The sequence below is a fragment of the Pseudoxanthomonas sp. F37 genome (assembly GCF_022965755.1).
Lineage (GTDB): Bacteria > Pseudomonadota > Gammaproteobacteria > Xanthomonadales > Xanthomonadaceae > Pseudoxanthomonas_A.
Genome location: NZ_CP095187.1, coordinates 1,384,810 through 1,409,578 on the forward strand (window position 1 = coordinate 1,384,810; position 24,769 = coordinate 1,409,578).

The following is a 24,769-nucleotide window of genomic DNA, read 5'->3' on the forward strand; positions in this document are numbered from 1 at the left end:
GGGAGGGCAAGGGGTCGCAGCGGGCGACGCGCGTTGGAACGTGCGCTTCGGCGATACCGGGCGGAGGGTGCAAGGAAGACGGCAGGGCGGGCATGCACACGGCTGACGTCCTCGAAGGCGTGGGCGGATGGCGACCAGACTAGGCAGTGCGGACGATCAATGAAAATCGTTTTTTGCGAAGGGTCTGATAGCGGCATTCAATGGTGCATTGCGCCATCAGCCGCCATCCCCGCTTGATGCGGCCACGATACTCCGCAGGTGTTACGCAGGTGTTGTAGGGGCGTGCGCCATCGTGCCCCGCCGCTGTCCGCGGCAGGGGGATCCGGCGGGAAGGGTACGTGTCCTGCGCCTGCAGGATCAGAGCAGCGCCTTGAGCCGGTACAGCGCTTCGAGCGCCTGCTTGGGCGACAACTCGTCGGGATCGATCGCCGCCAGGGCCTCCTGCGCGGCCGACGGAGCCGCGGCGAACAGGCCGAACTGTTGCGGCGCATCCAGCGCCTGCGGCGCCATCTCGGAGGCATGGGTTTCCCGGCCGCGCTGTTCCAGTTCCGCCAGTCGCCGGCGCGCCTGCTGCAGCGTGCTGCGGGGCAGGCCGGCCAGGGCCGCCACCTGCAGGCCGAAGCTCCGGTCCGCCGCGCCCTCTTTCACCGCATGCATGAAGACCAGCGTATCGCCATGCTCCACGGCGTCGAGATGCACGTTGGCGATGCCGCTGCCGGACTCTGCGGCCAGCGCCGTCAGCTCGAAGTAATGGGTGGCGAACAGCGTGTAGCAGCGGTTGCTGCCGGCCAGGTGGCGGGCCACGGCGTCGGCCAGCGCCAGGCCGTCGTAGGTCGAGGTGCCGCGGCCGATCTCGTCCATCAGCACCAGCGACTGCGCCGTGGCGTGGTGCAGGATGTAACTGGTCTCCGCCATTTCCACCATGAAGGTGGACTGGCCGCGCGCCAGGTCGTCGCCGGCGCCGATGCGGGTGAGGATGCGGTCGATGGGCCCGATAACCGCGCGCGCGGCCGGGACGAAGCTGCCGATGTGGGCCAGCAGCACGATCAGTGCGTTCTGCCGCATGTAGGTGCTCTTGCCGCCCATGTTCGGGCCGGTGATCACCAGCATGCGCCTGTCCTCGTCCAGGACCAGGTCGTTGGGTTCGAACGGTTCCTTGCGCACCGCCTCGACCACGGGGTGCCGGCCACGCTCGATGCGCAGCCCGGGCGCTTCGTCCAGTTCCGGTTGCGCCCAGTCCAGTTCCTGCGCACGTTCGGCGAAGGCGGCCAGCACGTCCAGCTCGCTCAGTGCGGCCGCGCAGCGCTTGAGCGGTTCCAGACGCGCATTGAGCGTATCCAGCAGTGCGTCGTACAGCAGTTTCTCGCGCGAGAGCGCGCGCTCGCGGGCGGACAGCACCTTGTCCTCGAACTGCTTGAGCTCTTCGGTGATGTAGCGCTCGGCGCCGGTCAGGGTCTGGCGCCGCGTGTAATGCACCGGGGCACGGTCGGCCTGGCCCTTGCTGATCTCGATGTAATACCCATGCACGCGGTTGTAGCCCACCTTGAGGGTGGCGATGCCGCTGCTCGCGCGTTCGCGGGCCTCCAGGTCGACCAGGAACTGGTCGGCGTTCGTGCTCAGCCGGCGCAACTCGTCGAGTTCGGCATCGTAGCCGTCGGCCAGCACGCCGCCGTCGCTGAGCTTCAACGGCGGTTGCGCGGCGATGGCGGCGATCAGCAGCGCCGCGGTGTCGGCGTGCTCGCCCAGCTCCGCCGCCAGCGCAAGCAGGCGCGGCGAATCCAGCGGCGCCAGATGCCCCTGCACCTCCGGCAGCAGCGCCAGGCCATCGCGCAGCGTGGACAGGTCGCGCGGGCGAGCCGAGCGCAGCGCCACGCGGGTGAGGATGCGCTCCAGGTCGCCCAGCCCGCGGAAGCCGGTGCGCAGGTCGCGCGCGGCGCCTTCCATCAGCGTGGCGACGGCATGGTGGCGCTGGCCCAGCAGGCGGCGGTCGCGCAGTGGCCGGTGCAGCCAGCGCCGCAACAGGCGCCCGCCCATCGGGGTGACGGTGGTGTCCAGCACGCCCAGCAACGTGTGCCGGGTATCGCCATCGACGCGGGTGTCCAGTTCCAGGTGGCGGCGCGTGGCGGCGTTCATCGCGATCGCGTCGCCGGCCGATTCCACCGCGATCGCGGTCAGATGCGGCAAACGCTGCTTCTGGGTCTCTTCCACATAGCCCAGCAGGGCGCCCGCGGCGGCGGTGGCCAACGCTTTGTCGTCGATGCCGAAACCCGTGAGGTCGTGCACGCCGAAGAAGCCCAGCAGCTGGCGGCGCCCGCTGTCGGGGTCGAACAGCCATGGCGCGCGCCGGCGCGCTCCCGTGCGCTGCTGGAGGAACGCCGGCCAGCCTTCCTCGTCCGGCAGCAGCAGTTCGGCCGGCTCGAGCCGTGCGAGTTCGGCCTCCAGCGCGTCGTCGTTCTCGACCTCGTTGACCAGGAAGCGGCCGCCGGCCAGGTCAGCCCAGGCCAGGCCGTAGCCCGTGCGCCCGCGCGCGACCGCCATCAGCAGGGTGTCGCGGCGTTCGTTGAGCAGGGCCTCGTCGGTCACGGTGCCCGGCGTCACCACGCGCACCACCTTGCGCTCCACCAGGCCCTTGGCCAGTGCGGGGTCGCCGATCTGTTCGCAGATCGCCACCGATTCGCCCAGTGCCACCAGCCGCGCCAGATAGCCCTCGCAGGCATGCACCGGCACCCCGGCCATGGGGATGGGGGCGCCCCCGGAACTGCCGCGTTGGGTCAGGGTGATGTCCAGCAGCCGCGCGGCCTTGCGTGCGTCGTCGTAGAACAGTTCGTAGAAGTCCCCCATCCGGAAGAACACCAGCAGGTCCGGGTACTCCGCCTTGGCGGCGAAGAACTGCTTCATCAGGGGCGTGTGTTCCGACTTGTCTTTGCTCACGAGGCCAGGGGGGATGAGGGGGCAAAAGGGCGTTGATTGTAGCCGCTGGCCGCGCCGCGCCCCGATGCCGGCGCGCGTCCGGGCCTGCCTGCCTGGGCCAGGCAGGCTTGGCCTCGCTGCGGTGCGAGGCGGGCGGTGGCGTAACCGGAGTTCCGCACGATCGTTCGTAAAATCAGTGGCTTATCCGTGCCAAAGTGATAGCCGGCGTATCGACGCAGTGCAGAATGCCGCGTCGTGAAGCCGGTGTTAATTTCGCGTTGACGCAAGGGGAGTTGCGTTCGCTTTCGGCGGTACCGCCGCCCGTGCCACCACGGATTTCCTGCACGTCATCGTCGCCAGAACATGGCCCTTGGGAGGGGACAACATGGTCACTGCATCGCATCGGCGCAAAGCGCTTTCGCTCGCCGTCTTCACCGCGCTCTGCGCAACCTCGCACGCATACGCGCAGCAGGCGGCTGCGCCGGCCGAGGAGGAGGAACCCACCACGCTGGCCACCATGACGGTGACCGCGCAGAAGCGTGAGGAGGCCATGCAGGATGTGCCCATCGCGGTCACCGCGATCTCCGAACAGCTGCTGCAGGACACCGGCGTGCGCGACATCAAGGACCTGCAGGTGCTGGTGCCCGGCATGACCGTGACCAGCACGCAGAGCGAGGCCATCACCACCGCGCGCATCCGCGGCATCGGCACCGTCGGCGACAACGTGGGCCTGGAGTCGTCGGTGGGCGTGGTGATCGATGGCGTGTACCGGCCCCGCAACAGCGTCGGCTTCGGCGATCTTGGCCAACTCGAACGCATCGAAGTGCTGAAGGGCCCGCAGGGCACGGTGTTCGGCAAGAACACCTCCGCCGGCGTCATCAACGTGGTGACCCGCCGCCCCAGCTACACGCAGAGCGCAGAAGGCGAAGTCACCGTGGGCAACCACGGTGCGATGGGCGTGTCCGGCAGCTACAACGACGCGCTCGGCGAAGTGGGCGCCTTCAACATCTACGCGGCCAAGCGCAAGCGCGACGGCTGGATGGACGTGCGCACCGGCAACGGTCCGCGCCAGGAAACCGACGACTACGACCAGAACTTCCACACGGTGCGCGGCAAGCTGCTGCTGGAGCCCAGCGACAACCTCGACATCCTGGTGGCCGGCGACTTCACCAGCCGGGAAGAGAACTGCTGTACCGCGGTGCAGACCACGGTGGGCGCCACGGCCGCCATCCTCAATGCGCTGGTCGGCGGCCAGGCCGTCGCCGCGCCGGGCGACGATCCGTTCGACCGCGTCGCCTACAGCAACCGGCCGACCACGCAGGACATCAAGGACAGCGGCGTGTCCGTGGAGGTCAACTGGGATTCGCCGTGGTTCGGCAATGCCACGCTGACGTCCATCACCGCCCAGCGCAAGTGGGAGGCCATCAATGGCCTGGACTACGATTTCAGCACGGCGGACATCCTGTACCGGAATGCGGACGAGGACGAGTCCTTCACCGGCTTCGACACCTTCAGCCAGGAGTTCCGCCTGACCGGCGCCACCGAACGCGTGGACTGGATGGTGGGTGCGTTCTACTCCGACGAGGACCTGGACCGCACCGAGACCTACCGTATCGGCGCGCACTACGAGCCGTACCTGTCGGTGGCGCTGCTGTCCATCATCAATCCCGCCCTGGGCCAGTCGCCGACCGCGCCGCTGTTCCTGTCGCAGGCCAGCGGGCGCCCGTTCGGCACGGTGTTCGCCGGCCTCGGCGCGCTGGACACCTACCAGCAGAACGCCAAGAGCACCGCGCTGTTCACCAACAATACCTGGCATGCGACGGACGCCCTGGATATCACCGTGGGCCTGCGCTACACCCGGGAAAAGAAGCACCTGGTCTCCAACTACAGCAATCCCAACGGCGGCGCCGGCTGCGGTGCGATGCTCGCCAATCCCGCGCAGGTCGTCGCGGCCCTGGTGGCCCGTGGCCTGACCGTGGCGCAGGCGTCGGCGGCGGCTCCCACGGTGGTCGGCTACGGCTGCCTGCCCTGGGCCAACCCGCTGCACAACGCGCCCACGCGCGACACCGTGCAGGAGCGCGAAGAGAAGGAGTGGTCGGGCACGCTGAAGGCGGCCTACCGCTGGAACGACAACGTGATGACCTATGGCTCGTTCGCCCGCGGCTACAAGGGCGGCGGCTTCAACCTGGACCGCGTGCAGTCGTCGAACGGGCTGAGCAGCGGCAGCGCGAACGGCATCCAGCCGGTGCTGGACACGTCCTTCCCCGGTGAGTTCGTCGACAGTTACGAGCTGGGCGCCAAGACCACCTGGCTCGATGGCAACCTGCTGCTCAATGCCACGCTGTTCCACCAGAAGTACGAGGACTTCCAGCTCAACAGCTTCCTGGGCACCAGCTTCGTGGTGCGCTCGATTCCGGAAGTCACCTCGCAGGGCCTGGACGCGGAGCTCATGTGGCAGCCGCGCTCCATACGCGGGCTGATGTTCCAGAGCGGCCTGATGTACGCCGACACCAAGTACGGCGACGATATCCCGGGCGGCGACTTCGTGGCCCCCACCGGCGCGCTGTACAAGCTGCCGGGTGCGCAGATGAGCTTCGCGCCGAAGTGGTCCGGGTCGGCGTCGGTCACCTACGAATGGGACATCGGCAGCCTGATGGCGCGTTTCAACATCGGCGCCAAGTACGTGTCCAAGTACAACACCGGCTCCGACCTCGACCCGGAGAAGATGCAGGACGCCTACACCGTGGCGAACGCGCGCTTCGGCATCGGTGCGCAGGACCAGCGGTGGATGCTGGAGTTCTGGGGCACCAACATCACCGACGAGGAATACGTGCAGGTCGGCTTCGACGGCCCGCTGCAGAACGTCTCGCCGGCGCCCAACAACCCGTTCAACACGTTCAACGCCTTCCTGGGCGCGCCCCGGATGTACGGCGTGACGCTGCGCGTCCGCTACTGATCCCCTTCGCACGATGTGGCGAGCGGCCCGCCTCCCCCGGCGGGCCGTTTTCTTTTGTGGCCCGGCGGGGCGACAGCGCCCGGCAAATCGGCTACAACACGCACGCCCCCCTGCCGGAACCGAGCGATGTCCGTACCCACCGATGAAGCCCTGCGCGTGCTGGCCCACCATGTCGGCGAGCGCCTGCGGCAGGGCCGCGACCATCTGGTCACGGCGGAAAGCTGCACCGGTGGCTGGATCGCCAAGTGCGTGACCGACATCGCCGGGTCCTCCGACTGGTTCGACTGCGGGATGGCGGCCTACAGCTACGAGGCCAAACAGGCCTTGCTGGGCGTGCGGCCGCAGACGCTGGAGGTGCACGGTGCCGTCAGCCGCGAGACCGTCATCGAGATGGTCTCCGGCGCCCTGGTCAATTCCGGTGCCAGCGTCGCCGTGGCGGTGACCGGCATCGCCGGTCCCGGCGGCGGCAGTCCCGACAAACCGGTGGGCACGGTGTGGATAGGCTGGAAGCGGCGCGGCGGCTATGCGCGCGCGGAGATCTTCCAGTTCGCCGGTGACCGCGAAGCGGTGCGCCGGCAGACGGTGGAAGCCGCACTGCAAGGGCTGGAGTCGCTGTGAGCGGCGCGCCACGACAGGGAGTGGGCGCGTGATGTGGGAGACGCTGGGCACCGTACGCGATCTGGGCCGGCTGCAGGACATCGCATCCGTCCTGATCCGCTGGGGCTTCGGCGACGTGGTCAAGCGCATCGGCATGGCCGGGGTGCTGGAAAAGGCCGGCCGGCTGCTTCACTGGCAGGCGGTGGAGGAGGGGCGCCTGCGCATGGACGTGCCGGCCCGGCTGCGCTGCACCCTGCAGGACCTGGGGCCGACGTTCGTCAAGCTCGGCCAGGTGCTGGCCACCCGCGTGGACCTGCTTCCGCCGGCCTGGATCGACGAGCTGGGCAAGCTGCAGAACGCCGTGCCCGCGCTGCCCTGGGACGAGGTGCTTCCGCAGTTGCGCGAGGACCTGGGCGCTGAGCCCGAAGCGGTATTCGCACGCGTCGAGCATGAGCCGCTGGCGGCCGCCTCGCTGGCGCAGGCGCACCGCGCCTGGCTGGCCGATGGCAGTGCCGTCGTCCTGAAGATCCGCCGCCCGCGCATCCGCGACACGGTCGAGGCCGACCTGCGGCTGCTGAAGCATCTGGCGGTGATCGTCGAGAAGAACCTGCCGGAACTGCGCCGGTACCATCCCCAACGCATCGTCCAGCAGTTCAGCGCCTCGCTGCGTCGCGAACTGGACTTCGCCGCCGAGTGCCGCAACGCCGAACGGATCGCGCACAACTTCGCCGGCCGCGACGACATCGTCATCCCGCGGGTGTACTGGCAATGGACCTGCGAGCGGCTCAACGTGCAGGAATGCCTGGAGGGCGTGCCCGGGCGCGACCTGGCGGCCGTCGATGCGCTGGGCCTGGATCGCGTGCAGCTGGCGCGCACGGGTGCCGGGCTGGTGTTGAAGATGGTGCTGGAGGATGGGTTCTTCCATGCCGACCCGCATCCCGGCAACATCTTCTACATGCCGGACGGCGCGATCGGCGTGATCGATTTCGGCATGGTGGGACGGGTCACCGAGCAGCGCCGCTTCCAGATCGTGCGCCTGCTCCACGGCCTGGTGGTCCACGACTCGGCCGCCGTGGCCGAGGTGCTGGCGGACTGGACCGAGGAAAACAACGACATCGACGAAGTGCGGCTGCAGGAATCGGCCGACGTCTTCGTCGATCAGTACCGCGGGGTCCCGCTCAAGGACCTGCGCATGGGCGCGATGCTCGGCGACGTCACGGCGATGCTGCGTGAGCACGGCCTCAGCCTGCCGGCCGACCTGGCGCTGATGATCAAGGCGTTCCTCACCCTGGAGGGCATGGGGCGGCAGCTGGACCCGGATTTCGACATGGCCAGCGAGGCGCGCCCCTATCTGGAGCGCGCCATGCTGGAGCGCTTCGCGCCGGACGTGCTGGTCCGGCGGGGGCGCCGCACGCTCTCGGGCCTGGTCGATCTGCTGCGCGACATGCCGCGCGATGTCCACCGCCTGCTGCAGTCGGCCCGGCGCGGCAAGCTGCAGATGCATATCGAGGTGGACACGCTGCGGGCATTCGGGGAGCAGGTGGACCGCGCTGCCAACCGGCTGACGATGGGCATCATCACGGCGTCGCTGGTGATCGGTTCCTCCATCGTGATGAACAGCGTGGGCGGGGGCGTCTCCAACCGCTGGCTGATGGCCCTGGGGGTGCTGGGCTTCGTCGGGGCCGCGCTGTGCGGGGTCTGGATCCTGTTCTCGATCTGGCGCAGCGGGCGCCGCTAGCGAAACCGCTTGCGAGGACGGGGCGTTAGTAGTATTACTACTAACCATGGACCTGACCGATACCCAACTCGCCATCCTCGCCCTGATCGCCGAACGGCTGGAGGCCGAGGGCATGCCGCCTTCGCAGGCCGAAATCGCCAAGGCCTTCGGTTTCAAGGGCGTGCGCGCGGCCCAGTACCACCTGGAGGCGCTGGAACAGGCGGGCGCCATCGAACGCGTACCCGGCCGCGCCCGCGGCATCCGCCTGCTCAAGGTGCCTGCCTCGCCCCAGCCGGACCTGGCATTCCCGGCCGCCAACGAGGACGGCCTGCGGGTGCCCGTGCTGGGGCAGGTGGCCGCCGGCACTCCCATCGGGGCCGACGCCGGCCACCACGACTACGTGCTGCTGGACCGCGCCTTCTTCGCGCCCGCCCCGGACTATCTGCTGAAGGTGAAGGGCGATTCGATGCGCGACGAAGGCATCTTCGACGGCGACCTGATCGGTGTACACCGGACCCGCGATGCGCGCTCCGGGCAGATCGTGGTGGCGCGCATCGATGACGCCATCACGGTGAAGCTGCTGAAGATCGGCAAGGACCGCATCCGGTTGCTGCCGCGCAATCCCGACTACGCCCCCATCGAAGTCGCGCCGGACCAGGACTTCGCCATCGAAGGGCTGTACTGCGGCCTGGTGAGGCCCAACCGGTGAGTGCGTGCGGCGCCGCCTCCGACGCCGCGGCACGGGATTTTCCGACGCGGCCGCGCGCACCGGACCGATCCCCCTGCACCCCGCCGGATTTTATTTTTCCCCATGCCCGCACCGTCGCAGCCTGTGCGATGGGCGCCCCCCACACTGATCGCAACCGACCACTTTGACCAGGACCACGACGATGGACGAGAACAAGAAGCGCGCCCTTTCCGCCGCACTGACCCAGATCGAGCGCCAGTTCGGCAAGGGCTCGGTGATGCGCATGGGCGATAGGGTCATCGAGCCCGTCGAGGCCATCCCCACCGGTTCGCTGATGCTGGACCTGGCGCTGGGTATCGGCGGACTGCCCAAGGGGCGCGTGGTCGAGATCTATGGGCCGGAGTCCTCCGGCAAGACCACGCTGACGCTGCAGGCCATTGCCCAATGCCAGAAGCTGGGGGGCACCGCGGCCTTCATCGACGCCGAGCACGCGCTGGATCCGATCTATGCCGCGAAACTGGGCGTGAACGTGGACGATCTGCTGCTGTCCCAGCCCGACACCGGTGAGCAGGCGCTCGAGATCGCCGACATGCTGGTGCGCTCCGGGTCCATCGACATCGTGGTCATCGACTCGGTCGCCGCGCTGACGCCCAAGGCCGAAATCGAAGGCGAGATGGGCGATCAGCTGCCCGGCCTGCAGGCCCGCCTGATGAGCCAGGCGCTGCGCAAGCTGACCGGCAACATCAAGCGTTCCAACACCTTGGTGATCTTCATCAACCAGCTGCGCATGAAGATCGGCGTGATGATGCCCGGCCAGAGTCCGGAAACCACCACCGGCGGCAACGCACTGAAGTTCTACGCCTCGGTCCGCCTGGACATCCGTCGTATCGGTGCCATCAAGAAGGGCGACGAGATCATCGGCAACCAGACCAAGATCAAGGTGGTCAAGAACAAGCTGGCGCCTCCGTTCAAGCAGGTGGTCACGGAGATCCTGTACGGCGAGGGCATCAGCCGTGAAGGTGAGCTGATCGACATGGGCGTGGATGCCAAGCTGGTGGAGAAGGCCGGTGCCTGGTACAGCTACGGCAGCGAGCGTATCGGCCAGGGCAAGGACAACTCGCGTACGTTCCTGCGCGAGAACCCGGCCATTGCCGCGAAGCTGGAGGCCGAGCTGCGCGAGAAGTTCCAGCCGGCCGAGGCGCAGCGGGAAGAGAACGCGGACGACGACGCCGAGTAAGGGCGGGGGCGGGGAGAGGGCGCACGATGGCGGATGAGGATGCACGGGCGGCACGCGCCCCACGCCGCCGCAAGCCGGTCGAACAGACGCCCCTGCAGCGGGCTCTCGGCCTCTTGACCCGGCGGGAGCATTCCCGCCGCGAGTTGTCCCGGAAGTTGATGTCCCGTGGTGTGGAAGCGGCCGATGTGCGATCGGCCGTGGACCGGCTGCAGGCGGAGGGCTGGCAGAGCGACACGCGCTTTGCCGAGGCGCTCGTCCGCAGCCGGGCCTCGGGTGGTTATGGTCCACTGAGGATCAAGGCCGAGCTGTCCACCCACGGGCTGGACCGTGAGGCGATCGCAGCGGTCATGGCCACCTTCGATGGCGACTGGACCGAAACGGCGTGCGACCTCGTCCGCCGGCGTTTCGGTCCAGCCCGCCAGATCGAACCGGCGCAACGTCGGAAGATCGCGGATTTCCTGATACGGCGCGGTTTCGATGCCGAAGCCGTCCGCGCGGCCAGCCGGCTCGATCTGGAGGACTGGGGCGGGACGGCCTGATAATCTAGGGCATTGGGTTGCTTCTCCCGGCCGTGCCCGCATCCAGCGGATAGCGCCGCGCAACGAAGCGCCTTCCAGCCAATGCCCGCCAGATGACCACTTCCAAGACCTTCAGCACCCGCCAGATCCGCCAGGATTTCCTCGATTTCTTCGCCGGCAAGGGCCATACCATCGTCCCGTCCGCCTCCCTGGTGCCCGGCAACGATCCCACCCTGCTGTTCACCAACTCCGGCATGGTGCAGTTCAAGGACGTCTTCCTGGGGGCGGAGAAGCGCAGCTACGTGCGAGCGGCCGATGTCCAGCGCTGCCTGCGCGCCGGCGGCAAGCACAACGATCTGGATTCGGTGGGCTATACCGCCCGCCACCACACGTTCTTCGAGATGCTGGGCAACTGGTCCTTCGGCGACTACTTCAAGAAGGAGGCCATCGCCTGGGCCTGGGAACTGCTGACCGAGGTCTGGAGGCTGCCCAAGGAGCGCCTGCTGGTCACCGTCTACCACACCGACGACGAGGCCTACGACCTCTGGCATGACATGATCGGCCTGCCGCCGGAGCGCATCGTGCGCATCGGCGACAACAAGGGCGCCCCGTATGCGTCGGACAATTTCTGGCAGATGGCCGACACCGGCCCCTGCGGTCCGTGCACGGAGATCTTCTACGACCATGGCGAGCACATCGCCGGCGGCCCCCCGGGCTCCCCGGACGAAGACGGGGACCGCTACATCGAGATCTGGAACAACGTCTTCATGCAGTTCGACCGCCAGCCGGACGGCACGCTGGTGCCGTTGCCGGCGCCGTGCGTGGATACCGGCATGGGCCTGGAACGCCTGGCCGCGGTGCTCCAGCACGTCCACACGAATTACGAGATCGATCTGTTCCAGGGCCTGATCCGCAAGGCCGCCGAGCTCACCGGTACGGCCGATCTCGAGAACAAGTCGCTGCGCGTCATCGCCGATCACATCCGCGCCTGCAGTTTCCTGATCGTCGACGGCGTGCTGCCGTCCAACGAGGGCCGCGGCTATGTGCTGCGCCGTATCATCCGCCGCGCCCTGCGCCACGGCTGGATGCTGGGCGTGCGCCAGCCGTTCTTCCACCAGATGGTCGGCACGCTGTCCGAGTTGATGGGCGATGCCTATCCGGAACTGCCGGCGGCGCGCGAACTAGTCGAAAAGGCCCTGAAGGCCGAAGAGGAGCGGTTCGCCGAAACGCTGGACTCGGGCATGCGCATTTTCGACGACGTCGCCTCGCGCGTGGCTGATGGCGTGATTCCCGGCGCCGACGCGTTCCGCCTGTACGACACCTATGGCTTCCCCGTGGACCTGACTGCCGACATCGCGCGTGAGCGCGGCCTGACGGTGGACATGGCCGGCTTCGAGAGGGCGATGGAGCAGCAGCGCGAGACCGCGCGCGCCGCCGGCAAGTTCACCTCCAGCACCGGCCTGCCCGCCGACCTGGTGGCGCAGCTGTCGCCCACGGTGTTCCTGGGCTACGACAAGCTCGACGCCGGCGGCCTGCAGGTGGTCGCCCTGCTGAAGGATGGCCGCCCGGTACCGGCGGTGCGGGCCGGCGACGACGCCGTGGTCATTCTGGACAGTACCCCGTTCTATGCGGAGTCGGGCGGACAGGTGGGCGACACCGGCGTGCTGGCCGAGCAGGGCGTCGAGTTCGACGTGGCCGATACGTTGAAGTTCGCCGGCCAGTTCCATGGCCATGTGGGCCGGGTCGCCAAGGGGGGGCTGAAAGTCGGCGACCACGTGGTGGCGTCCGTCGATGCCGCGCGCCGCGCCAGCACCATCCTCAACCACTCGGCCACCCATCTGCTGCATGCGGCCTTGCGCGAGGTGCTGGGCACGCATGTCCAGCAGAAGGGTTCGCTGGTGGCGCCGGATCGTCTGCGGTTCGATTTCTCGCACTTCCAGCCGATGACCCGGGCCGAACTGGCCGAGGTCGAACGCCGGGTCAACGCCCAGATCCGCGCCAACAGCGCCGCCGAGGTCCACCACATGGGCATGCAGGAGGCACTGGACTTCGGTGCGATGGCGCTGTTCGGCGAAAAGTACGGCGAACAGGTGCGCGTCCTGAAAATGGGCGACTACTCCACCGAGCTCTGTGGCGGCACCCATGTGGGCCGCACGGGCGACATCGGCCTGTTCAAGCTGGTCGGCGAAAGCGGTGTGTCCGCGGGCGTGCGCCGCATCGAGGCGGTCACGGGGCAGGGGGCGCTGGACTACGTGGCCGGGGAGGAACATCGCCTGGCCGAAGCGGCCGGCCTGCTGGGGGGCAGCGTCGGCGAGGTGGTCGACAAGATCCGCGCCCTGACCGATCGGCAGAAGAAGCTCGAGCGTGAGCTGGAGGCCCTGAAGGCCCGGGCCGCCTCCAGCGCGACCTCCGATCTCGGCGGCGCTGCGGTCGATGTGGGCGGGGTGCGGGTGCTGGCGTCGCGGCTGGAGGGGTTCGATGCCAAAGCGCTGCGCGACGCGATGGACCGCCTGAAGCAGCAGTTGGGCGACGCGGTGATCGTCCTGGCCGGCACCGCCGACGGAAAGGCGGCCCTGGTGGCGGGGGTGAACGGCGCCGCAACCGGGCGGGTCAAGGCGGGGGAACTCCTGTCGCACGTGGCCGGTCAGATCGGGGGCAAGGGCGGTGGCCGCCCGGATCTCGCCCAGGGTGGTGGTGAGGACGGGCCCGCCCTTGCCACGGCGCTGCAAGGGGTCGAAGGCTGGGTCCGCGAACGCCTGCGCTAGCCCCCCCCCATTGGACTAAACGGTGCTTGCGGCCACGCCCGTTCGGCCGCTACCATGCTTTAAGTTCATGAATGTACCAGGAAGCCGCCGACGCTTTTCACGGGCCCGGCGCGCCCCCGGCACTATCCTTTGCCGGAATACGGAGAAGAAACATGTTGATCTTGACCCGCCGTGTCGGCGAAACCCTGATGATCGGCGATTCGGTCACGGTGACCGTGCTTGGCGTCAAAGGCAACCAGGTGCGTATCGGTATCACCGCGCCCAAGGATGTGGCCGTGCATCGCGAAGAAATCTATCAGCGCATCCAGCGCGGCGAAGAAATCGCCTCGCCTGCCGCATCGGAAAACATCGCGTCGGAGTGATTTTGTTTGCCGCCTGAGCGGCGAGCCGCTATCCTAGGCGGCCGCCGCGGCTCGCCTGCGGCATGCGACAGATCCGGAGTGATGCCCGAGTGGCCGAAGGGGCTCCCCTGCTAAGGGAGTATAGGGTCAAAAGCCTTATCGAGGGTTCGAATCCCTCTCACTCCGCCAGTTGACGAAAAAGCCCCGCTCTGCGGGGCTTTTTTTGTCCCGTCGCACCTGCGTCAGGCGCGACCGCCGGCTTTCGTCGAGGCGAAAAAAAACAGGCAGACCATCAGTCTGCCTGTTTCGATAATGGCGCGCCCGGAGAGATTCGAACTCCCGACCGCCTGGTTCGTAGCCAGGTACTCTATCCAGCTGAGCTACGGGCGCGTTTCGTTAGACGCGGAATTCTGCACGAACCCTTTTCACCCGTCAATAACTTGAGCGAAAGATTTTCGTGGCGGCGGTGTTCGCGGCCGCTGTGCGCCATGCCCTGCGTGTCACCATCGAGGCGGATATCCGAAGTGGGGCGGCCGTCTCATCCGCAGCGCCCATCCGGTACGCGGATTAGCAGGCCATTCACGCCGGGGCCATGAGAATGGCAGGACAGGGGATACACCGGAACGCGAGCACTCGCGGGAGTCGATTGATGCATTTTTCCAAACCCTTGCTGGGGCTGGGGCTGCTGGCCGCCGTGCCCCTGAGCGCGGCCGCCGCCACCTACAACGTAGGTCCCGGCAGGCAGTACACCCAGCTCACCACGTTGTTCAACAGCGTCAACCTGGCGCCGGGCGACATCGTCGAGGTCGACGGCAACGCCACCTATTCCGGCAACATCGTGGTGGGCGACGACGATAGCGGTACCCAGGCCAGTCCGGTGACGATCCGCTGGCGCCGCGTGGCCGGCGCGACCCGGCCGGTGCTGTCCGGCGGTACGCACACCATCAAGTTCCAGCAGTCGAACCACATCGTGTTCGAGGGCTTCGAAGTCACCGGCGGTTCCAGTTCGTGCATCTTCAGCGAGGCGCACAACGCCACCGTGCGCGATGTCTACGTGCACGACTGTCCATCGCACGGCATCCTCGGCGCGGACCAGAACTCCGGATCCTTCACGCTGGAATACAGCGAGATCGCGCGCTCCGGCCAGGGCGACCGCCGCCACGCCATCTACATGCAGTCGGACGAAGTGGCGTATCCCGACACGGTTTTCCGGATGCGCTACAACTACGTGCATAGCGCCACCGGCGGCGTGCTGGTGCGCGTGCGCCACCAGCGCGCCGAGATCCACTACAACTGGATCGAGGGCTCGGACCTGCACGAGGTCGAACTGATCGGACCCGATTGCGAAACCCAGAAAGCGGGCTGGACGGCGGACCTGCGCCGCGAGGACGCGGAACTGGTGGGCAACGTCATCATCCACCGTTCGACCAGCCGTTCGGGGAATGCGCTGCGCATCGGTGGCGACCTGAACGGCCGCAACCAGGGACGCACGCGGCTGGTGAACAACACCATCCTCATGGACCGTTCCGGTACGGCGAACGCGGTGCTGGTCCAACTGGGCCAGGGATCCCTGGAGATGCACAACAACGTCATCTACCAGCCGGCGTCCGGAAGCGCGCCGAACATCGTCCGGGAGAATCCCGCGAGCAACGTCGACACGCCTTATTGCGGGCCGCAGAGCCGCGAGCCCTGGTCCGATGGCCGCAAGGTGGCCGGTTCCAACAACTGGGTGCAGAGCAGTGCCGCGCTGGTGCCGGCCGAATGGACCGGGACCCTGCGCGGCAGCGACCCGATGTTCGCCGACCTGGCCCAGCTGAACTTCCGCCCGCGGGCCGGCAGCCCCCTGTTGAACGCAGGCAACAACACCCCGGCCACGCCGTCGGCGTTCCCGTTCCCGACGCCCCAGGTGCTGCCGGCCTTCGATCCGCCGCGACGGACCAAGCTGGCGGTGGGCGACGCCCACGCACGCCTGATGCTGGAAGGCCGCATCGACATCGGCGCGTTCGAGCAGTTCGACATCGACCAGGTGTCCGATCCGATCCGTGTCAACGGATCGCAGCCCCTGATCCCGCCGAGACCGGCCGGGGCGGCGGCGCAGCCCACGACGGCCTCCCAGCCTGCGTTGACCGTGCCTGGCGCGGCGCGGCCCGTGCGTGAACGCCCGCGCTGGCGTACCAGTCCCGCCGCGCGCTACCGCCGGGGCGTGATCCGGCCCTGACGCCGGGCTTGCACGCAGACGCATCGAGCCGCCCTCCGGGGCGGCTTTTTTCGGCCAGGTGTCCGGCGCGGGTAGCAAGTCGCGTTGGGAGATATGTGTCGGATACGCCAGGCGTGCCGGGATGCGGCGATCGCCACCCCGGGTATGGGGGGGCGTGGCGCGGCGATGAAGGGGCGAGTCCCGGGCCGGAATCCGGATCGCCACAACAGCAGCAGGGGGGGACTTCGATGAAGGCAGCGCGCAAGAGCCGCAAGGACCGGGTCATCCGGTTCCTGTGGCTGGGGGAAGTGGTGGTCCTGTTCGCGGCGGTGATGGCCGCCGCCTGGTTGCGCTTCCACACCGAGCCGGAATACCAGGTCCAGTTCATGGAGCAGACGCCATGGCGCGCCCTGCTCGTGGCGCTGGCGATCACGGGTGCGATGACCGCCTTCGGCCTGTACCAGACGCATGTCCGCCATACGCGGACGGATTTCATCCTGCGGCTGGTGTTGTCGTTCGCACTCGGCGGCATCGCCCTGGTGGTGTTCTACTACCTGGTGCCCCCGTCCTACCTGGGGCGTGGCGTGCTGGCGATCTCGCTGGCCATCGGCGCACTGGGCATCCTCCTGGTGCGGGTGGCCTGGGTGCGGCTGTTCCACTCCGATGTGCTGAAGCAGCGCGTGTTGATCCTGGGGGCCGGACGCAACGCCGACCTGATCAATTCATGCATGCGCCGCCGTTCCGACCGCCGCACGTTCACCGTGGTGGGGTTCGTGCCGGTATCCGGCCAGCCGGTGCAGGTGCGCGAGGACCTGCTGGTGCAGGTGGGCGAGGAGGGCCTGCATGAACTCACCGAGCGCCTGCAGATCGACGAACTGGTGATCGCGCCCGACGAGCGCCGGGGCGGCCTGCCGATGGAGCAGATGCTGCAGTGCGTGCAGCAGGGCATCTCGGTGATCGACCTGTCCAGCTTCTTCGAGCGCGAAGCCGGCATGGTGCAGCTCAACGCGGTGGATCCGTCGTGGCTGGTGTTCTCCGGGGGCTTCGACTATTCCACCCCGCGCCGCCTGAGCAAGCGGTTCTTCGACCTGCTCGCCGCCGGCGCGCTCCTGCTGGTGAGCTGGCCGTTGATGATCGTGGTGGGGGTCGCGGTATGGATGGAGTCCGGTGGCCCGGTCTTCTACAGCCAGACGCGCGTGGGCGAGCGCGGGCGCCACTTCACCCTGACCAAGTTCCGCAGCATGCGGGTGGATGCGGAGAAAGGCGGCGTGGCGGTATGGGCCAGCAAGGACGACGACCGCAGCACGCGGGTGGGACGCTTCATCCGCAAGACGCGGCTGGACGAACTGCCCCAGCTGATCGCGGTGCTGCGTGGCGACATGAGTTTCGTCGGTCCGCGCCCGGAGCGCCCGCAGTTCGTCGACATGCTCAACGACGAGGTGCGCTACTACGGCGTGCGGCACAGCGTGAAGCCGGGTCTCACCGGCTGGGCGCAGCTCCGCTATCCGTACGGGGCGTCGGTGCGCGATGCGGAGGAGAAGCTCAAGTTCGACCTGTTCTACGTGAAGAACCACGGCCTGGTGTTCGATCTGATGATCCTGCTGCAGACCGTCGAAGTCGTGCTGTTCGGCCGCGGCGCGCGCTGAGCGGCGCCGCACGTGACGATCGCCGGGCTAGCCGGGCACCAGGCCGCGCAGGAAGCGCTTCATGCCGAACGGAAGCAGGCCCGCGATCTCGCGGCGCTGGGCGGGGTCGCGCGACAGGCGCCAGGCGCGGCGCGCCAGCGCGGTGCCCGCGGCCCAGCGGCGGCGTATCAGCATGCCGCGCGCATTGCGCAGGTAGGTACCGGCCAGGGCGGCGTCCAGCTCATCGTCGTCCAGCGTGCCGCGCGCGTCGGCGACCGCCTGTTCGACCACCCGGACATAGTCGTCGTACGTGCTGCTGGCCGCCGACAGGCCCTCGTGTCCGCGCATCGCGCGCACCAGCGCCTGTTCGACCACGCCGATCGGCCAGTGGCGCGCGACGCGAAGGTGGAACTCGAGGTCCTCGGCGGTACGCAGGGTCTCGTCGAATCCGCCCAGCTGCTCCACCACCTGCCGGCGCAGCATCACCGATGCGGGAATCAGGGCCGGGTTGTGCAGCAGCCAGCGCAGCGCCCATCCGTCCTCGCGGATGACATCGCGGCGACGGAACACGTCGATGTGCCGGTAGTCGCCGTCGATGCGCTCGACGTCGCAGACCACCATGCCGAACTCCGGCCGGGCATCCAGGAAGGCGGCCTGCAGCGCGGTCTTCTCCGGCATCCACTCGTCGTCGCTGTCGAGCAGGGCCAGGTAACGTCCGCGCGCGAGCCGCATGCCGTGGTTGCGCGCCGCGGACACGCCCGCGTTGGACTGCCACACGTGACGCACGCGGTCGCCGTAGCGTTCGCGCAGCATGTCGCCGGTGCCGTCGGTGGAACCATCGTCGACCACGATGATCTCCTCCACGGCACGCGTCTGCGCCAGGACGGAGTCGATGGCGCGCGGCACCAGGGCCCGGCGGTTGTACGTCGGTATAATCACTGAAACTTCGATGTCGCACGCCATGTTGAAGGACGTCTCCAGGAAGCTGCTGTACACGAGCGGATTGCTCGGCCTCTATCATCGGCTGCGCAATGCCGACAGCCTGACGGTGGTGATGTTCCATCGTACCCTGAGTCCGGACGATCCGCGCTGGGCGTCCTGCGATCCGGACTACACCTTGTCCACCGACCGGCTGGAACAGTCGCTGGCCTTCTTCCGCCGCCACTACAATGTGGTGTCGCTGGATCAGGTGCTGGCTTCCAGGCGTACCGGCGCGGCGCTGCCGTCGCGCGCTTTGCTGATCACCTTCGACGATGGCTGGGCGGACAACGCGGACTACGCGCTGCCCGCGCTGCGGCGTGCCGGCCTGCCCGCGCTGCTGTTCGTCGTGGCCGATGCCGTGGGCACGCGCCAGCCCTTCTTCCAGGAACGCATCATCGCCGCGTGGCGGCGTGGGGCGCTGCGCGTGGGCGAACTGGCGGCGGTGCTGCCGGAAGGCCAGGCGCCGGCTGCCGGCAGCGAAGAATCGATCGCATCGCTGCGCGCGGTGATCGCGCGCCTGGAAGCGCTGGAAGCGGACACGCGTGCGCGCGTGCTGCAGCCGCTCATGGCCCGGCTCGACGACGGGCACCGCCACATGGTCACCGTGGAGGAACTGCAGCGGCTGCAGGACGGCGGCGTCGCGCTCGGACTGCACGGCAAGACCCACACGCCGATGCGGCTGGCCGAGGACCTGGACGCCGAACTGGGGGGCGCCCGCGATGCGCTGGCCAGACAGCTGGGCCACCCGCGCGCACGCGCCGAGTCGATGTCGTTTCCGCATGGCTCGTTCGACGCGGCGATCGCGCAGCGCGCGCGCGAGGCGGGCTACGAGCTGGTGTTCACCAGCGTGCCGGTGCTCAACCCCACCGGGCGCGGCGTGGGCTGGCTGCTGGGGCGCACGGGTTTCGAGACCGACACCGTCGTCGACGGCAACGGCACCTTCCGCGAGGACTGGCTGGCGCTGTACCTGTTCCGCCGGCCGTCGCGCCGCCTGGCGTGATGGCGGCCGGGCCCGCCCGGTGCCGCGTTGCCGGCGTCACTCGTCTTCGTCGGCGGAGGTGAGGAACAGCGGCGCCGACGCGGCCGCATCCTGCGGCGAACTCCAGCGCAGGAACACCGGGCGGCGGCTGCGCTCGACGAAGTGCAGCGCATGCCATCCGCGCCGCTGCGCCTGCGAAGCGCACATCTCCACCGACACCGCGCTGCAGCCTGCTTTCCGCGCCGCATGCAGCAGTTCGCCTACGTGCATGGCCGCCATGCCGTCGGCGCCGTCGAGCGACCAGAAGTCGCGCACGTGCAGCGTGCCGTCGATCCGCTGCACGGCAAACCACGCCTGCAGGGCGCGGTCGCGCGCCCGCTTCACCAGCAGGTAGCGGGTGCTCGCCAGCGGCGACTCGTCGAAGCGCCAGCGCAGGTGGCCGACGTCGCGGATCGCCATCACGTCATCGCCCTTGGGCGAACCTGACCAGACCGCGTCGATGCGCGCATCGGCCTGGTCGGCCCAGGCCGAACGCAGGCCGGGAGCGCGCAGGCGCGTCCATGCATCGCGACATGCGACCACCCGGTCGGCCAGCCAGCCGGCCGGCGGCGCAAGCCAGCGCGGCATGCGCTCGCGCAGATAGGCCGCATGGCGCAGGACGCGCGCGTAGCGCACCAGCTGTGCGGGCTGGGCGTAGCCGATGCGCTTGAACACCGGCGCCGCCTTCGGATTGGGAAACCCGTACAGCACGTCCAGCGCTTCCCCCGCTGCCGCTATCAGGCCCTGCTGCAGCATCAGCGCCGGGCCCAGCGAGCGGTGCTGCGGAAGCACGGCCAGGTCCACCAGCACGCCGGCACGCAGCTCGCGCCCGCGCCAGACCAGCCGCCTGCGGCCCGCCGATGCGGTGCCGACATGGGCCTGGCCGGAGACCTCGAGCAGCAGCTGCATGAGGGGTTCTCCGTGCGGGCAGCGCAGGTAGAACCACTCGTACTTGGCGGTCATCCGGGCATCCTGGCCCAGGTTGCCGCGCCACAGCGCCAGCACCGTGTCGCGGTCGCGCGCCGGCAGGCCGGCCTCCACGAGGTACTGCGGCGCGGTGGGCATGGCGTTCATCGCTCAGTCCAGTTCGGGAACATCGCCGGCCAGCACCGGCGCCATGTGCAGGTACTTCGTCGTCCTGCGCTTGTTGCGGATGTCGTCGTAGACGGCCTGCGCATGCTCCGGCGTGATGCCCAGGGCGATAGCCAGTTCGCTGGCCGGGCGGCCATGGTTGAGCGCCCACAGCGCCAGGTCCATCTGCTGGTAGGGCAGGGCGAAGTAGAACTCGTCCTGGCCCTGGCTCAGGCTGTAGGTGTCCGTGGTCGGTACCGCCGCGCACACGCGCTCGGGCAGGCCCAGGTGGCGTGCCATGCCGTACACCTGCGACTTGTAGAGGTGCGCGATGGGCTTGACGTCGGCCGAACCGTCGCCGTTCTTGACGAAGAAGCCCTGGTCGTATTCGACCCGGTTGGGCGTGCCGACCACGCCGTAGTTCAGGCGGTCGGCGTGGAAGTACTCCAGCGTCTTGCGGATGCGCTGCTTGAAGTTGGTCGCGGCCACGATGGTCAGGTAATCGGCCAGGGCCAGGTCGCGCTCGTGCAGCGTGCCGTCGGGCGACTGCGCCACCAGGCGGAACCGGTTGATGCGGCCTTCGGTGCCGCCATCGATGACGATCTTGAACTTCCAGCCTTCGCCGTACTCGGGCAGCGTGTTGCGTACCGCCTCGTCGCGCGCGCGGTAGCAGCCGATCGCCGCCAGCGCGGGCGCGATGTCCACGGTCTCGGTGCGCACGCCCAGGTGCCCGGCCAGGATGCGCGCGCGCGCGGCGCTGTCGTCGGAGGAGTCGCGCTCGGGCAGGATCAGCGTGAAGACGCGATCGGGCCCCAGTGCGCGGACGGCCAGCGCGCAGCTGACCGAACTGTCGATGCCACCGGAAATCGCGACCACCAGGCCGCGGCGGTGCAACTGGCGCGCGGTGATCTCGCGCAGGCGCGCGCAGATGCGGTCGGCTTCGCTCTGGTAGTCGATGTCGAGGACGTGGTGATCGAGCTGGCTCATGGGCTTGCGGTCTGCTCCGTCAGTTGGATGCGTCGGACCTTGCCGGATGCGGTGCGCGGCAGGGTGTCGACGAAGGTGATGTGCCGGGGGATCTTGTAGGCGGCCAGGCGTGCGCGGCAGTGCGCCTTGATGCGGTCTTCCGCACGCGGGAGCGGTTGGTCGGCCACCACGAACGCCTTGATGACCTGTCCGAGGGTGGGGTCGTCGATGCCGACCACCGCGACTTCGCGGATGCCGGGCAGTTCGGCGATGACTTCCTCGACATCGGTGGGGTGCACGCGGTGCGCACCGGTCTTGATCATGTCGCTGCGACGGCCCTGCAGGAACAGGAAGCCCTCCGCATCGAGCCGGCCCACGTCGCCGGTGCGCAGCCAGCCATCGCGCAGCGCCCTGGCCGTGGCCTCGGCATTGCGCCAGTAGCCCAGCATGATGCCGGGCCCGCGCACGCAGACTTCACCGCTCTCGCCCGGGCCGGCAGCACGGCCGTCGTCGCGGAAGATGCGCCATTGCGTGTCCTGCACCGGGATGCCGACCGAACCGCGCTTTTCGTCCAGGCGTTCGGGCGGCAGCCAACTGATGCGCGAGGTCGCCTCGGTCTGCCCGTACATCAGGAACAGGCGCGCGGCCGGCAGCGCCTGGCGGACGCGGTCGGCCACGGCGGGCGGCATGGCGCCGCCGGCCTGGGTCAGGTAGCGCAGCGAGGACAGGTCGTGGCCGCCGCGCTCCAGCAGGTCCAGCAGCAGGATGTAGGTCGAGGGCACGCCGGAGAAACCGGTGGCGCGGTGGCGCTGCAGCGTGTCCAGCACCTGGACCGGAAACACCAGGCCCGGGCCGAGCACGACACAGGCGCCGGTCGCCAGGTGCGTGTGCAGGACCGAGGCGCCGTATGCGTAGTAGAACGGCAGCACGCTGACGATCAGGTCGTCCTGCGTCAGGCCCAGGTAGGCCACGACGGCGCGGGTGTTGGCGGCCAGGTTCGCATGGCTGAGCATCACGCCTTTGGGGTCGCCGGTGGTGCCGGAGGTGTACAGCAGTTGCGCCAGGGTGTCGTCGGCGTCGGGTTCGGGCCAGTCGTCCTCGCCGTCCGCCACCGGGAGCGCTTCGGCGGCGGCCAACGCGATGGCGCAGGGCATCGGCATGCCCGCTCCGTCCCACTGCGCGAACACCTGTTCGACATCGCGGTGCGCGTGTTCGTGCAGCACGAAGCGCGCCTCGCAGTGGCGCAGCCAGGGCAGGAAATCGCGCGCGCGCGCCTGCGCATTCAGGGGCACCGCCACGCCGCCCGCCAGCCAGATGCCATACACCGCCACGGCGGCTTCGATGCGGTTGGGCAGGATCAGCGCCACGCGGTCGCCGGCACGCAGGCCGGCCTGGCGCAGGTGATGGGCGAAGCCGGAAGCCATCCGCCGGAAGCTGCCGTAGTCGATGCTGCGCTCGCCATCGACCATCGCGATGCGGCGGGGCGCATCGCGGGCGATCCGGGCGAGCTGGGTGGGCAGGCGCTGCATGGCGTGCGCGGATGCGGCGGCTCAGCCGGCCAGCTTGCGCGAGACGAAGGCGTCGACGGTCTCGATGGTGTCGAAGTTGGCGGGCGTCATTTCCTCGGCCGCGATCTGCAGCTTGAACGCATCCTCCAGGAAGAAGACCAGTTCGTGGATGCCCGTGGAGTCGATGATGCCACCCTGGATCAGCGAGTCCTGGTCGCCCACGGCGGCCGGGTCGTCCGAGAACAGGAAGTTCTGCAGGATGAACGTCTTGATCTGTTGCTTCTGCGGCATGGTGGGTCCCCTGATATTCGCCGTGTGTTGCTGACTACATGAACGCGGGTCCGGCCTTTCACCGGCCACCTCCCATGCCGCGGACGACGACCTGCCCGGTGCTACCATCGCCGCCGGCTATCCGCACACCGACAGGAGTCCGCCATGCGCTATTCGCTGTGCCTGCTGGTCATCGCACTGGCCGCGTGCCGCCCGTCAGCACCCGTTGCCGCACCCGCCGTACCGCCCCGTTCGGTGCAGGATCCCGCGCCGGTGGCCTACGCATCGGAAAAGCAGGCGTTCGTGGTGGCCGAGCAGGTGGTCGGGCTGGACCATCCCTGGTCGGTCGCCTTCCTGCCCGATGGCGGCCTGCTGGTCACCGAGCGCGCGGGGCGATTGCGCCGCATCGCGCCCGATGGCGCCGTGTCAGCGCCCATCACGGGCCTGCCGGACATCTTCGTGGACGGGCAGGCCGGCCTGCTGGACGTGGCGCTGTCGCCCGCTTACGCACAGGACGGCTGGGTCTACCTGGCGTTCGCCGAGCCGAACTTCCGCGGCAACAAGGCGGGCACGGCGGTGGTGCGCGGCAGGTTGCGTGGCGATGCGCTGGTCGAATCGAGCGTGGTGTACACGCAGGAACCCAAGCTGTCGCACGGCACCCATGTCGGGGCACGCCTGGTGTTCGACGATCAGGGCCATCTGTTCGTCACCCAGGGCGACAACCGCGTGGGCGCGGCCACGGCACAGGAGCTGGACAAGCTGTCGGGCAAGATCGTGCGCATCCACGCCGACGGCACGGTGCCGGCGGACAATCCGTTCGTGTCCCCGGCGGGCGCGCGCGGCGAAATCTGGTCGTACGGCCATCGCAACGTGCAGGGGGCGGCCCTGCATCCGGTGACGCGCCAGCTGTGGGCGAGCGAGCACGGACCCATGGGCGGCGATGAACTGAACATTCCCAAGGCAGGCCTCAACTACGGCTGGCCGGTCATCACCCATGGCATCGACTACAGCGGGCGACCGGTGCCGGGATCGCAGGGCACGGCGGCGCCCGGCATGGAGCAGCCGCACCACGTGTGGGCCAAATCGCCGGGACTCAGCGGCATGGCCTTCTACACCGGCGACGCGCTGCCGGGCTGGAAGGGCAACCTGTTCCTGGGCGCACTGGCGGCGAAGGCGCTGATACGGCTGGAACTGGACGGCGACCGCGTGGTGCATGAAGAGCGCCTGCTGACGGACCGCAACCAGCGTATCCGCGATGTGCGCCAGGGGCCCGACGGCGCACTCTATGTGCTGGTCGATGCGCCCGCGCCCGACGGCAAGCTGCTGCGCATCGCGCCCGCACCGGTGCCCGAAGCGGAGCCGGCGCCGACTGCACCGGCGGCCGGCGCTCCGTAGCGCACGGTC

Annotated in this window: 18 protein-coding genes and 2 tRNA genes; 13 read left to right on the plus strand and 7 right to left on the minus strand. The window is 68.8% G+C overall.

Translation table 11 applies throughout. The features are described from left to right. Positions 1-357: 357 nt before the first annotated feature. On the minus strand, positions 358-2,898 hold the full coding sequence (gene mutS / locus MUU77_RS06385; RefSeq protein WP_245094277.1) for a DNA mismatch repair protein MutS: 2,541 nt from the start codon (positions 2,896-2,898) through the stop codon (positions 358-360). A gap of 397 nt (positions 2,899-3,295) precedes the next feature. Between mutS and MUU77_RS06390 the strand changes: the two genes are divergently transcribed. From MUU77_RS06390 to MUU77_RS06430, 9 genes are all read left to right on the plus strand, one after another. Beyond that, positions 3,296-5,866 (plus strand): TonB-dependent receptor, encoded by a 2,571-nt coding sequence (locus tag MUU77_RS06390; RefSeq protein WP_245092931.1) that lies wholly within the window; start codon positions 3,296-3,298, stop codon positions 5,864-5,866. A 126-nt stretch (positions 5,867-5,992) separates the two neighbouring features. Beyond that, a complete protein-coding gene (locus MUU77_RS06395; RefSeq protein WP_245092933.1) occupies positions 5,993-6,484 on the plus strand; it encodes a nicotinamide-nucleotide amidohydrolase family protein in 492 nt (163 codons plus the stop codon). 31 nt (positions 6,485-6,515) lie between these two features. Then, on the plus strand, positions 6,516-8,201 hold the full coding sequence (locus MUU77_RS06400) for an AarF/UbiB family protein (RefSeq protein WP_245092935.1): 1,686 nt from the start codon (positions 6,516-6,518) through the stop codon (positions 8,199-8,201). Positions 8,202-8,247: 46 nt separating this feature from the next. Continuing rightward, entirely contained in the window at positions 8,248-8,889 is a 642-nt protein-coding gene (gene lexA, locus MUU77_RS06405; protein WP_245092937.1) for a transcriptional repressor LexA, read from the plus strand. A gap of 181 nt (positions 8,890-9,070) precedes the next feature. Continuing rightward, complete coding sequence (recA, locus tag MUU77_RS06410; protein ID WP_245092939.1) at positions 9,071-10,105, plus strand: recombinase RecA; 1,035 nt, start codon at positions 9,071-9,073, stop codon at positions 10,103-10,105. Between the two features lie 26 nt (positions 10,106-10,131). After that, positions 10,132-10,644: a recombination regulator RecX gene (gene recX / locus MUU77_RS06415; RefSeq protein WP_245092941.1), complete on the plus strand. Its 513-nt coding sequence runs from the start codon at positions 10,132-10,134 to the stop codon at positions 10,642-10,644. A 92-nt stretch (positions 10,645-10,736) separates the two neighbouring features. Continuing rightward, positions 10,737-13,388, plus strand: coding sequence for an alanine--tRNA ligase (gene alaS, locus MUU77_RS06420; protein ID WP_245092943.1), 2,652 nt, complete (start codon positions 10,737-10,739; stop codon positions 13,386-13,388). Between the two features lie 152 nt (positions 13,389-13,540). After that, the gene (csrA, locus tag MUU77_RS06425; RefSeq protein ID WP_245092951.1) at positions 13,541-13,750 is read left to right on the plus strand and encodes a carbon storage regulator CsrA; all 210 of its coding nucleotides are present in this window, start codon (positions 13,541-13,543) and stop codon (positions 13,748-13,750) included. Positions 13,751-13,825: 75 nt separating this feature from the next. Then, positions 13,826-13,918 (plus strand) — tRNA-Ser (locus MUU77_RS06430). A 124-nt stretch (positions 13,919-14,042) separates the two neighbouring features. Here MUU77_RS06430 and MUU77_RS06435 read toward each other — a convergent pair. Further along, positions 14,043-14,119: transfer RNA gene (locus MUU77_RS06435), tRNA-Arg, on the minus strand. A 259-nt stretch (positions 14,120-14,378) separates the two neighbouring features. On the opposite strand from MUU77_RS06435, the gene MUU77_RS06440 reads away from it, so the two are divergent. Further along, positions 14,379-15,947: a right-handed parallel beta-helix repeat-containing protein gene (locus MUU77_RS06440; RefSeq protein WP_245092953.1), complete on the plus strand. Its 1,569-nt coding sequence runs from the start codon at positions 14,379-14,381 to the stop codon at positions 15,945-15,947. Between the two features lie 227 nt (positions 15,948-16,174). Beyond that, positions 16,175-17,572: a TIGR03013 family XrtA/PEP-CTERM system glycosyltransferase gene (locus tag MUU77_RS06445; protein WP_245092955.1), complete on the plus strand. Its 1,398-nt coding sequence runs from the start codon at positions 16,175-16,177 to the stop codon at positions 17,570-17,572. A 27-nt stretch (positions 17,573-17,599) separates the two neighbouring features. Here MUU77_RS06445 and MUU77_RS06450 read toward each other — a convergent pair whose 3' ends face one another. Further along, positions 17,600-18,490: a glycosyltransferase gene (locus MUU77_RS06450; RefSeq protein ID WP_280640362.1), complete on the minus strand. Its 891-nt coding sequence runs from the start codon at positions 18,488-18,490 to the stop codon at positions 17,600-17,602. 10 nt (positions 18,491-18,500) lie between these two features. Between MUU77_RS06450 and MUU77_RS06455 the strand changes: the two genes are divergently transcribed. Further along, the gene (locus MUU77_RS06455; RefSeq protein ID WP_245092957.1) at positions 18,501-19,532 is read left to right on the plus strand and encodes a polysaccharide deacetylase family protein; all 1,032 of its coding nucleotides are present in this window, start codon (positions 18,501-18,503) and stop codon (positions 19,530-19,532) included. Between the two features lie 36 nt (positions 19,533-19,568). Here the strand turns inward: MUU77_RS06455 and MUU77_RS06460 are convergent, their stop codons facing one another. The 4 genes from MUU77_RS06460 to MUU77_RS06475 are packed head-to-tail and all read right to left on the minus strand — an operon-like array spanning position 19,569 to position 23,386. Continuing rightward, complete coding sequence (locus tag MUU77_RS06460; protein ID WP_245092959.1) at positions 19,569-20,624, minus strand: hypothetical protein; 1,056 nt, start codon at positions 20,622-20,624, stop codon at positions 19,569-19,571. A 3-nt stretch (positions 20,625-20,627) separates the two neighbouring features. Then, the gene (gene nadE, locus MUU77_RS06465; protein WP_245092961.1) at positions 20,628-21,608 is read right to left on the minus strand and encodes an NAD(+) synthase; all 981 of its coding nucleotides are present in this window, start codon (positions 21,606-21,608) and stop codon (positions 20,628-20,630) included. Beyond that, positions 21,605-23,116, minus strand: a complete 1,512-nt coding sequence (locus MUU77_RS06470; RefSeq protein WP_245092963.1) for a class I adenylate-forming enzyme family protein — start codon at positions 23,114-23,116, stop codon at positions 21,605-21,607. The genes nadE and MUU77_RS06470 overlap by 4 nt, the downstream gene beginning before the upstream one ends. Positions 23,117-23,137: 21 nt before the next feature. Next, positions 23,138-23,386, minus strand: coding sequence for an acyl carrier protein (locus MUU77_RS06475; RefSeq protein ID WP_162110280.1), 249 nt, complete (start codon positions 23,384-23,386; stop codon positions 23,138-23,140). Between the two features lie 144 nt (positions 23,387-23,530). On the opposite strand from MUU77_RS06475, the gene MUU77_RS06480 reads away from it, so the two are divergent. Further along, positions 23,531-24,760: a PQQ-dependent sugar dehydrogenase gene (locus MUU77_RS06480; protein ID WP_245092965.1), complete on the plus strand. Its 1,230-nt coding sequence runs from the start codon at positions 23,531-23,533 to the stop codon at positions 24,758-24,760. Positions 24,761-24,769 lie beyond the last annotated feature (9 nt).

What these genes read in the sequence shown, in the direction of transcription:
- mutS (WP_245094277.1), bottom strand. Translation starts at nt 2,898, where the DNA reads ATGAAGCAGTTCTTCGCCGCCAAGGCGGAGTACCCGGACCTGCTGGTG.
- lexA (WP_245092937.1), top strand. Translation starts at nt 8,248, where the DNA reads ATGGACCTGACCGATACCCAACTCGCCATCCTCGCCCTGATCGCCGAA.
- MUU77_RS06470 (WP_245092963.1), bottom strand. Translation starts at nt 23,116, where the DNA reads ATGCAGCGCCTGCCCACCCAGCTCGCCCGGATCGCCCGCGATGCGCCC.
- MUU77_RS06440 (WP_245092953.1), top strand. Translation starts at nt 14,379, where the DNA reads ATGCATTTTTCCAAACCCTTGCTGGGGCTGGGGCTGCTGGCCGCCGTG.
- nadE (WP_245092961.1), bottom strand. Translation starts at nt 21,608, where the DNA reads ATGAGCCAGCTCGATCACCACGTCCTCGACATCGACTACCAGAGCGAA.
- MUU77_RS06395 (WP_245092933.1), top strand. Translation starts at nt 5,993, where the DNA reads ATGTCCGTACCCACCGATGAAGCCCTGCGCGTGCTGGCCCACCATGTC.
- MUU77_RS06480 (WP_245092965.1), top strand. Translation starts at nt 23,531, where the DNA reads ATGCGCTATTCGCTGTGCCTGCTGGTCATCGCACTGGCCGCGTGCCGC.
- recX (WP_245092941.1), top strand. Translation starts at nt 10,132, where the DNA reads ATGGCGGATGAGGATGCACGGGCGGCACGCGCCCCACGCCGCCGCAAG.
- csrA (WP_245092951.1), top strand. Translation starts at nt 13,541, where the DNA reads ATGTTGATCTTGACCCGCCGTGTCGGCGAAACCCTGATGATCGGCGAT.
- recA (WP_245092939.1), top strand. Translation starts at nt 9,071, where the DNA reads ATGGACGAGAACAAGAAGCGCGCCCTTTCCGCCGCACTGACCCAGATC.
- MUU77_RS06455 (WP_245092957.1), top strand. Translation starts at nt 18,501, where the DNA reads ATGTCGCACGCCATGTTGAAGGACGTCTCCAGGAAGCTGCTGTACACG.
- alaS (WP_245092943.1), top strand. Translation starts at nt 10,737, where the DNA reads ATGACCACTTCCAAGACCTTCAGCACCCGCCAGATCCGCCAGGATTTC.
- MUU77_RS06460 (WP_245092959.1), bottom strand. Translation starts at nt 20,624, where the DNA reads ATGAACGCCATGCCCACCGCGCCGCAGTACCTCGTGGAGGCCGGCCTG.
- MUU77_RS06400 (WP_245092935.1), top strand. Translation starts at nt 6,516, where the DNA reads ATGTGGGAGACGCTGGGCACCGTACGCGATCTGGGCCGGCTGCAGGAC.
- MUU77_RS06445 (WP_245092955.1), top strand. Translation starts at nt 16,175, where the DNA reads ATGAAGGCAGCGCGCAAGAGCCGCAAGGACCGGGTCATCCGGTTCCTG.
- MUU77_RS06475 (WP_162110280.1), bottom strand. Translation starts at nt 23,386, where the DNA reads ATGCCGCAGAAGCAACAGATCAAGACGTTCATCCTGCAGAACTTCCTG.
- MUU77_RS06390 (WP_245092931.1), top strand. Translation starts at nt 3,296, where the DNA reads ATGGTCACTGCATCGCATCGGCGCAAAGCGCTTTCGCTCGCCGTCTTC.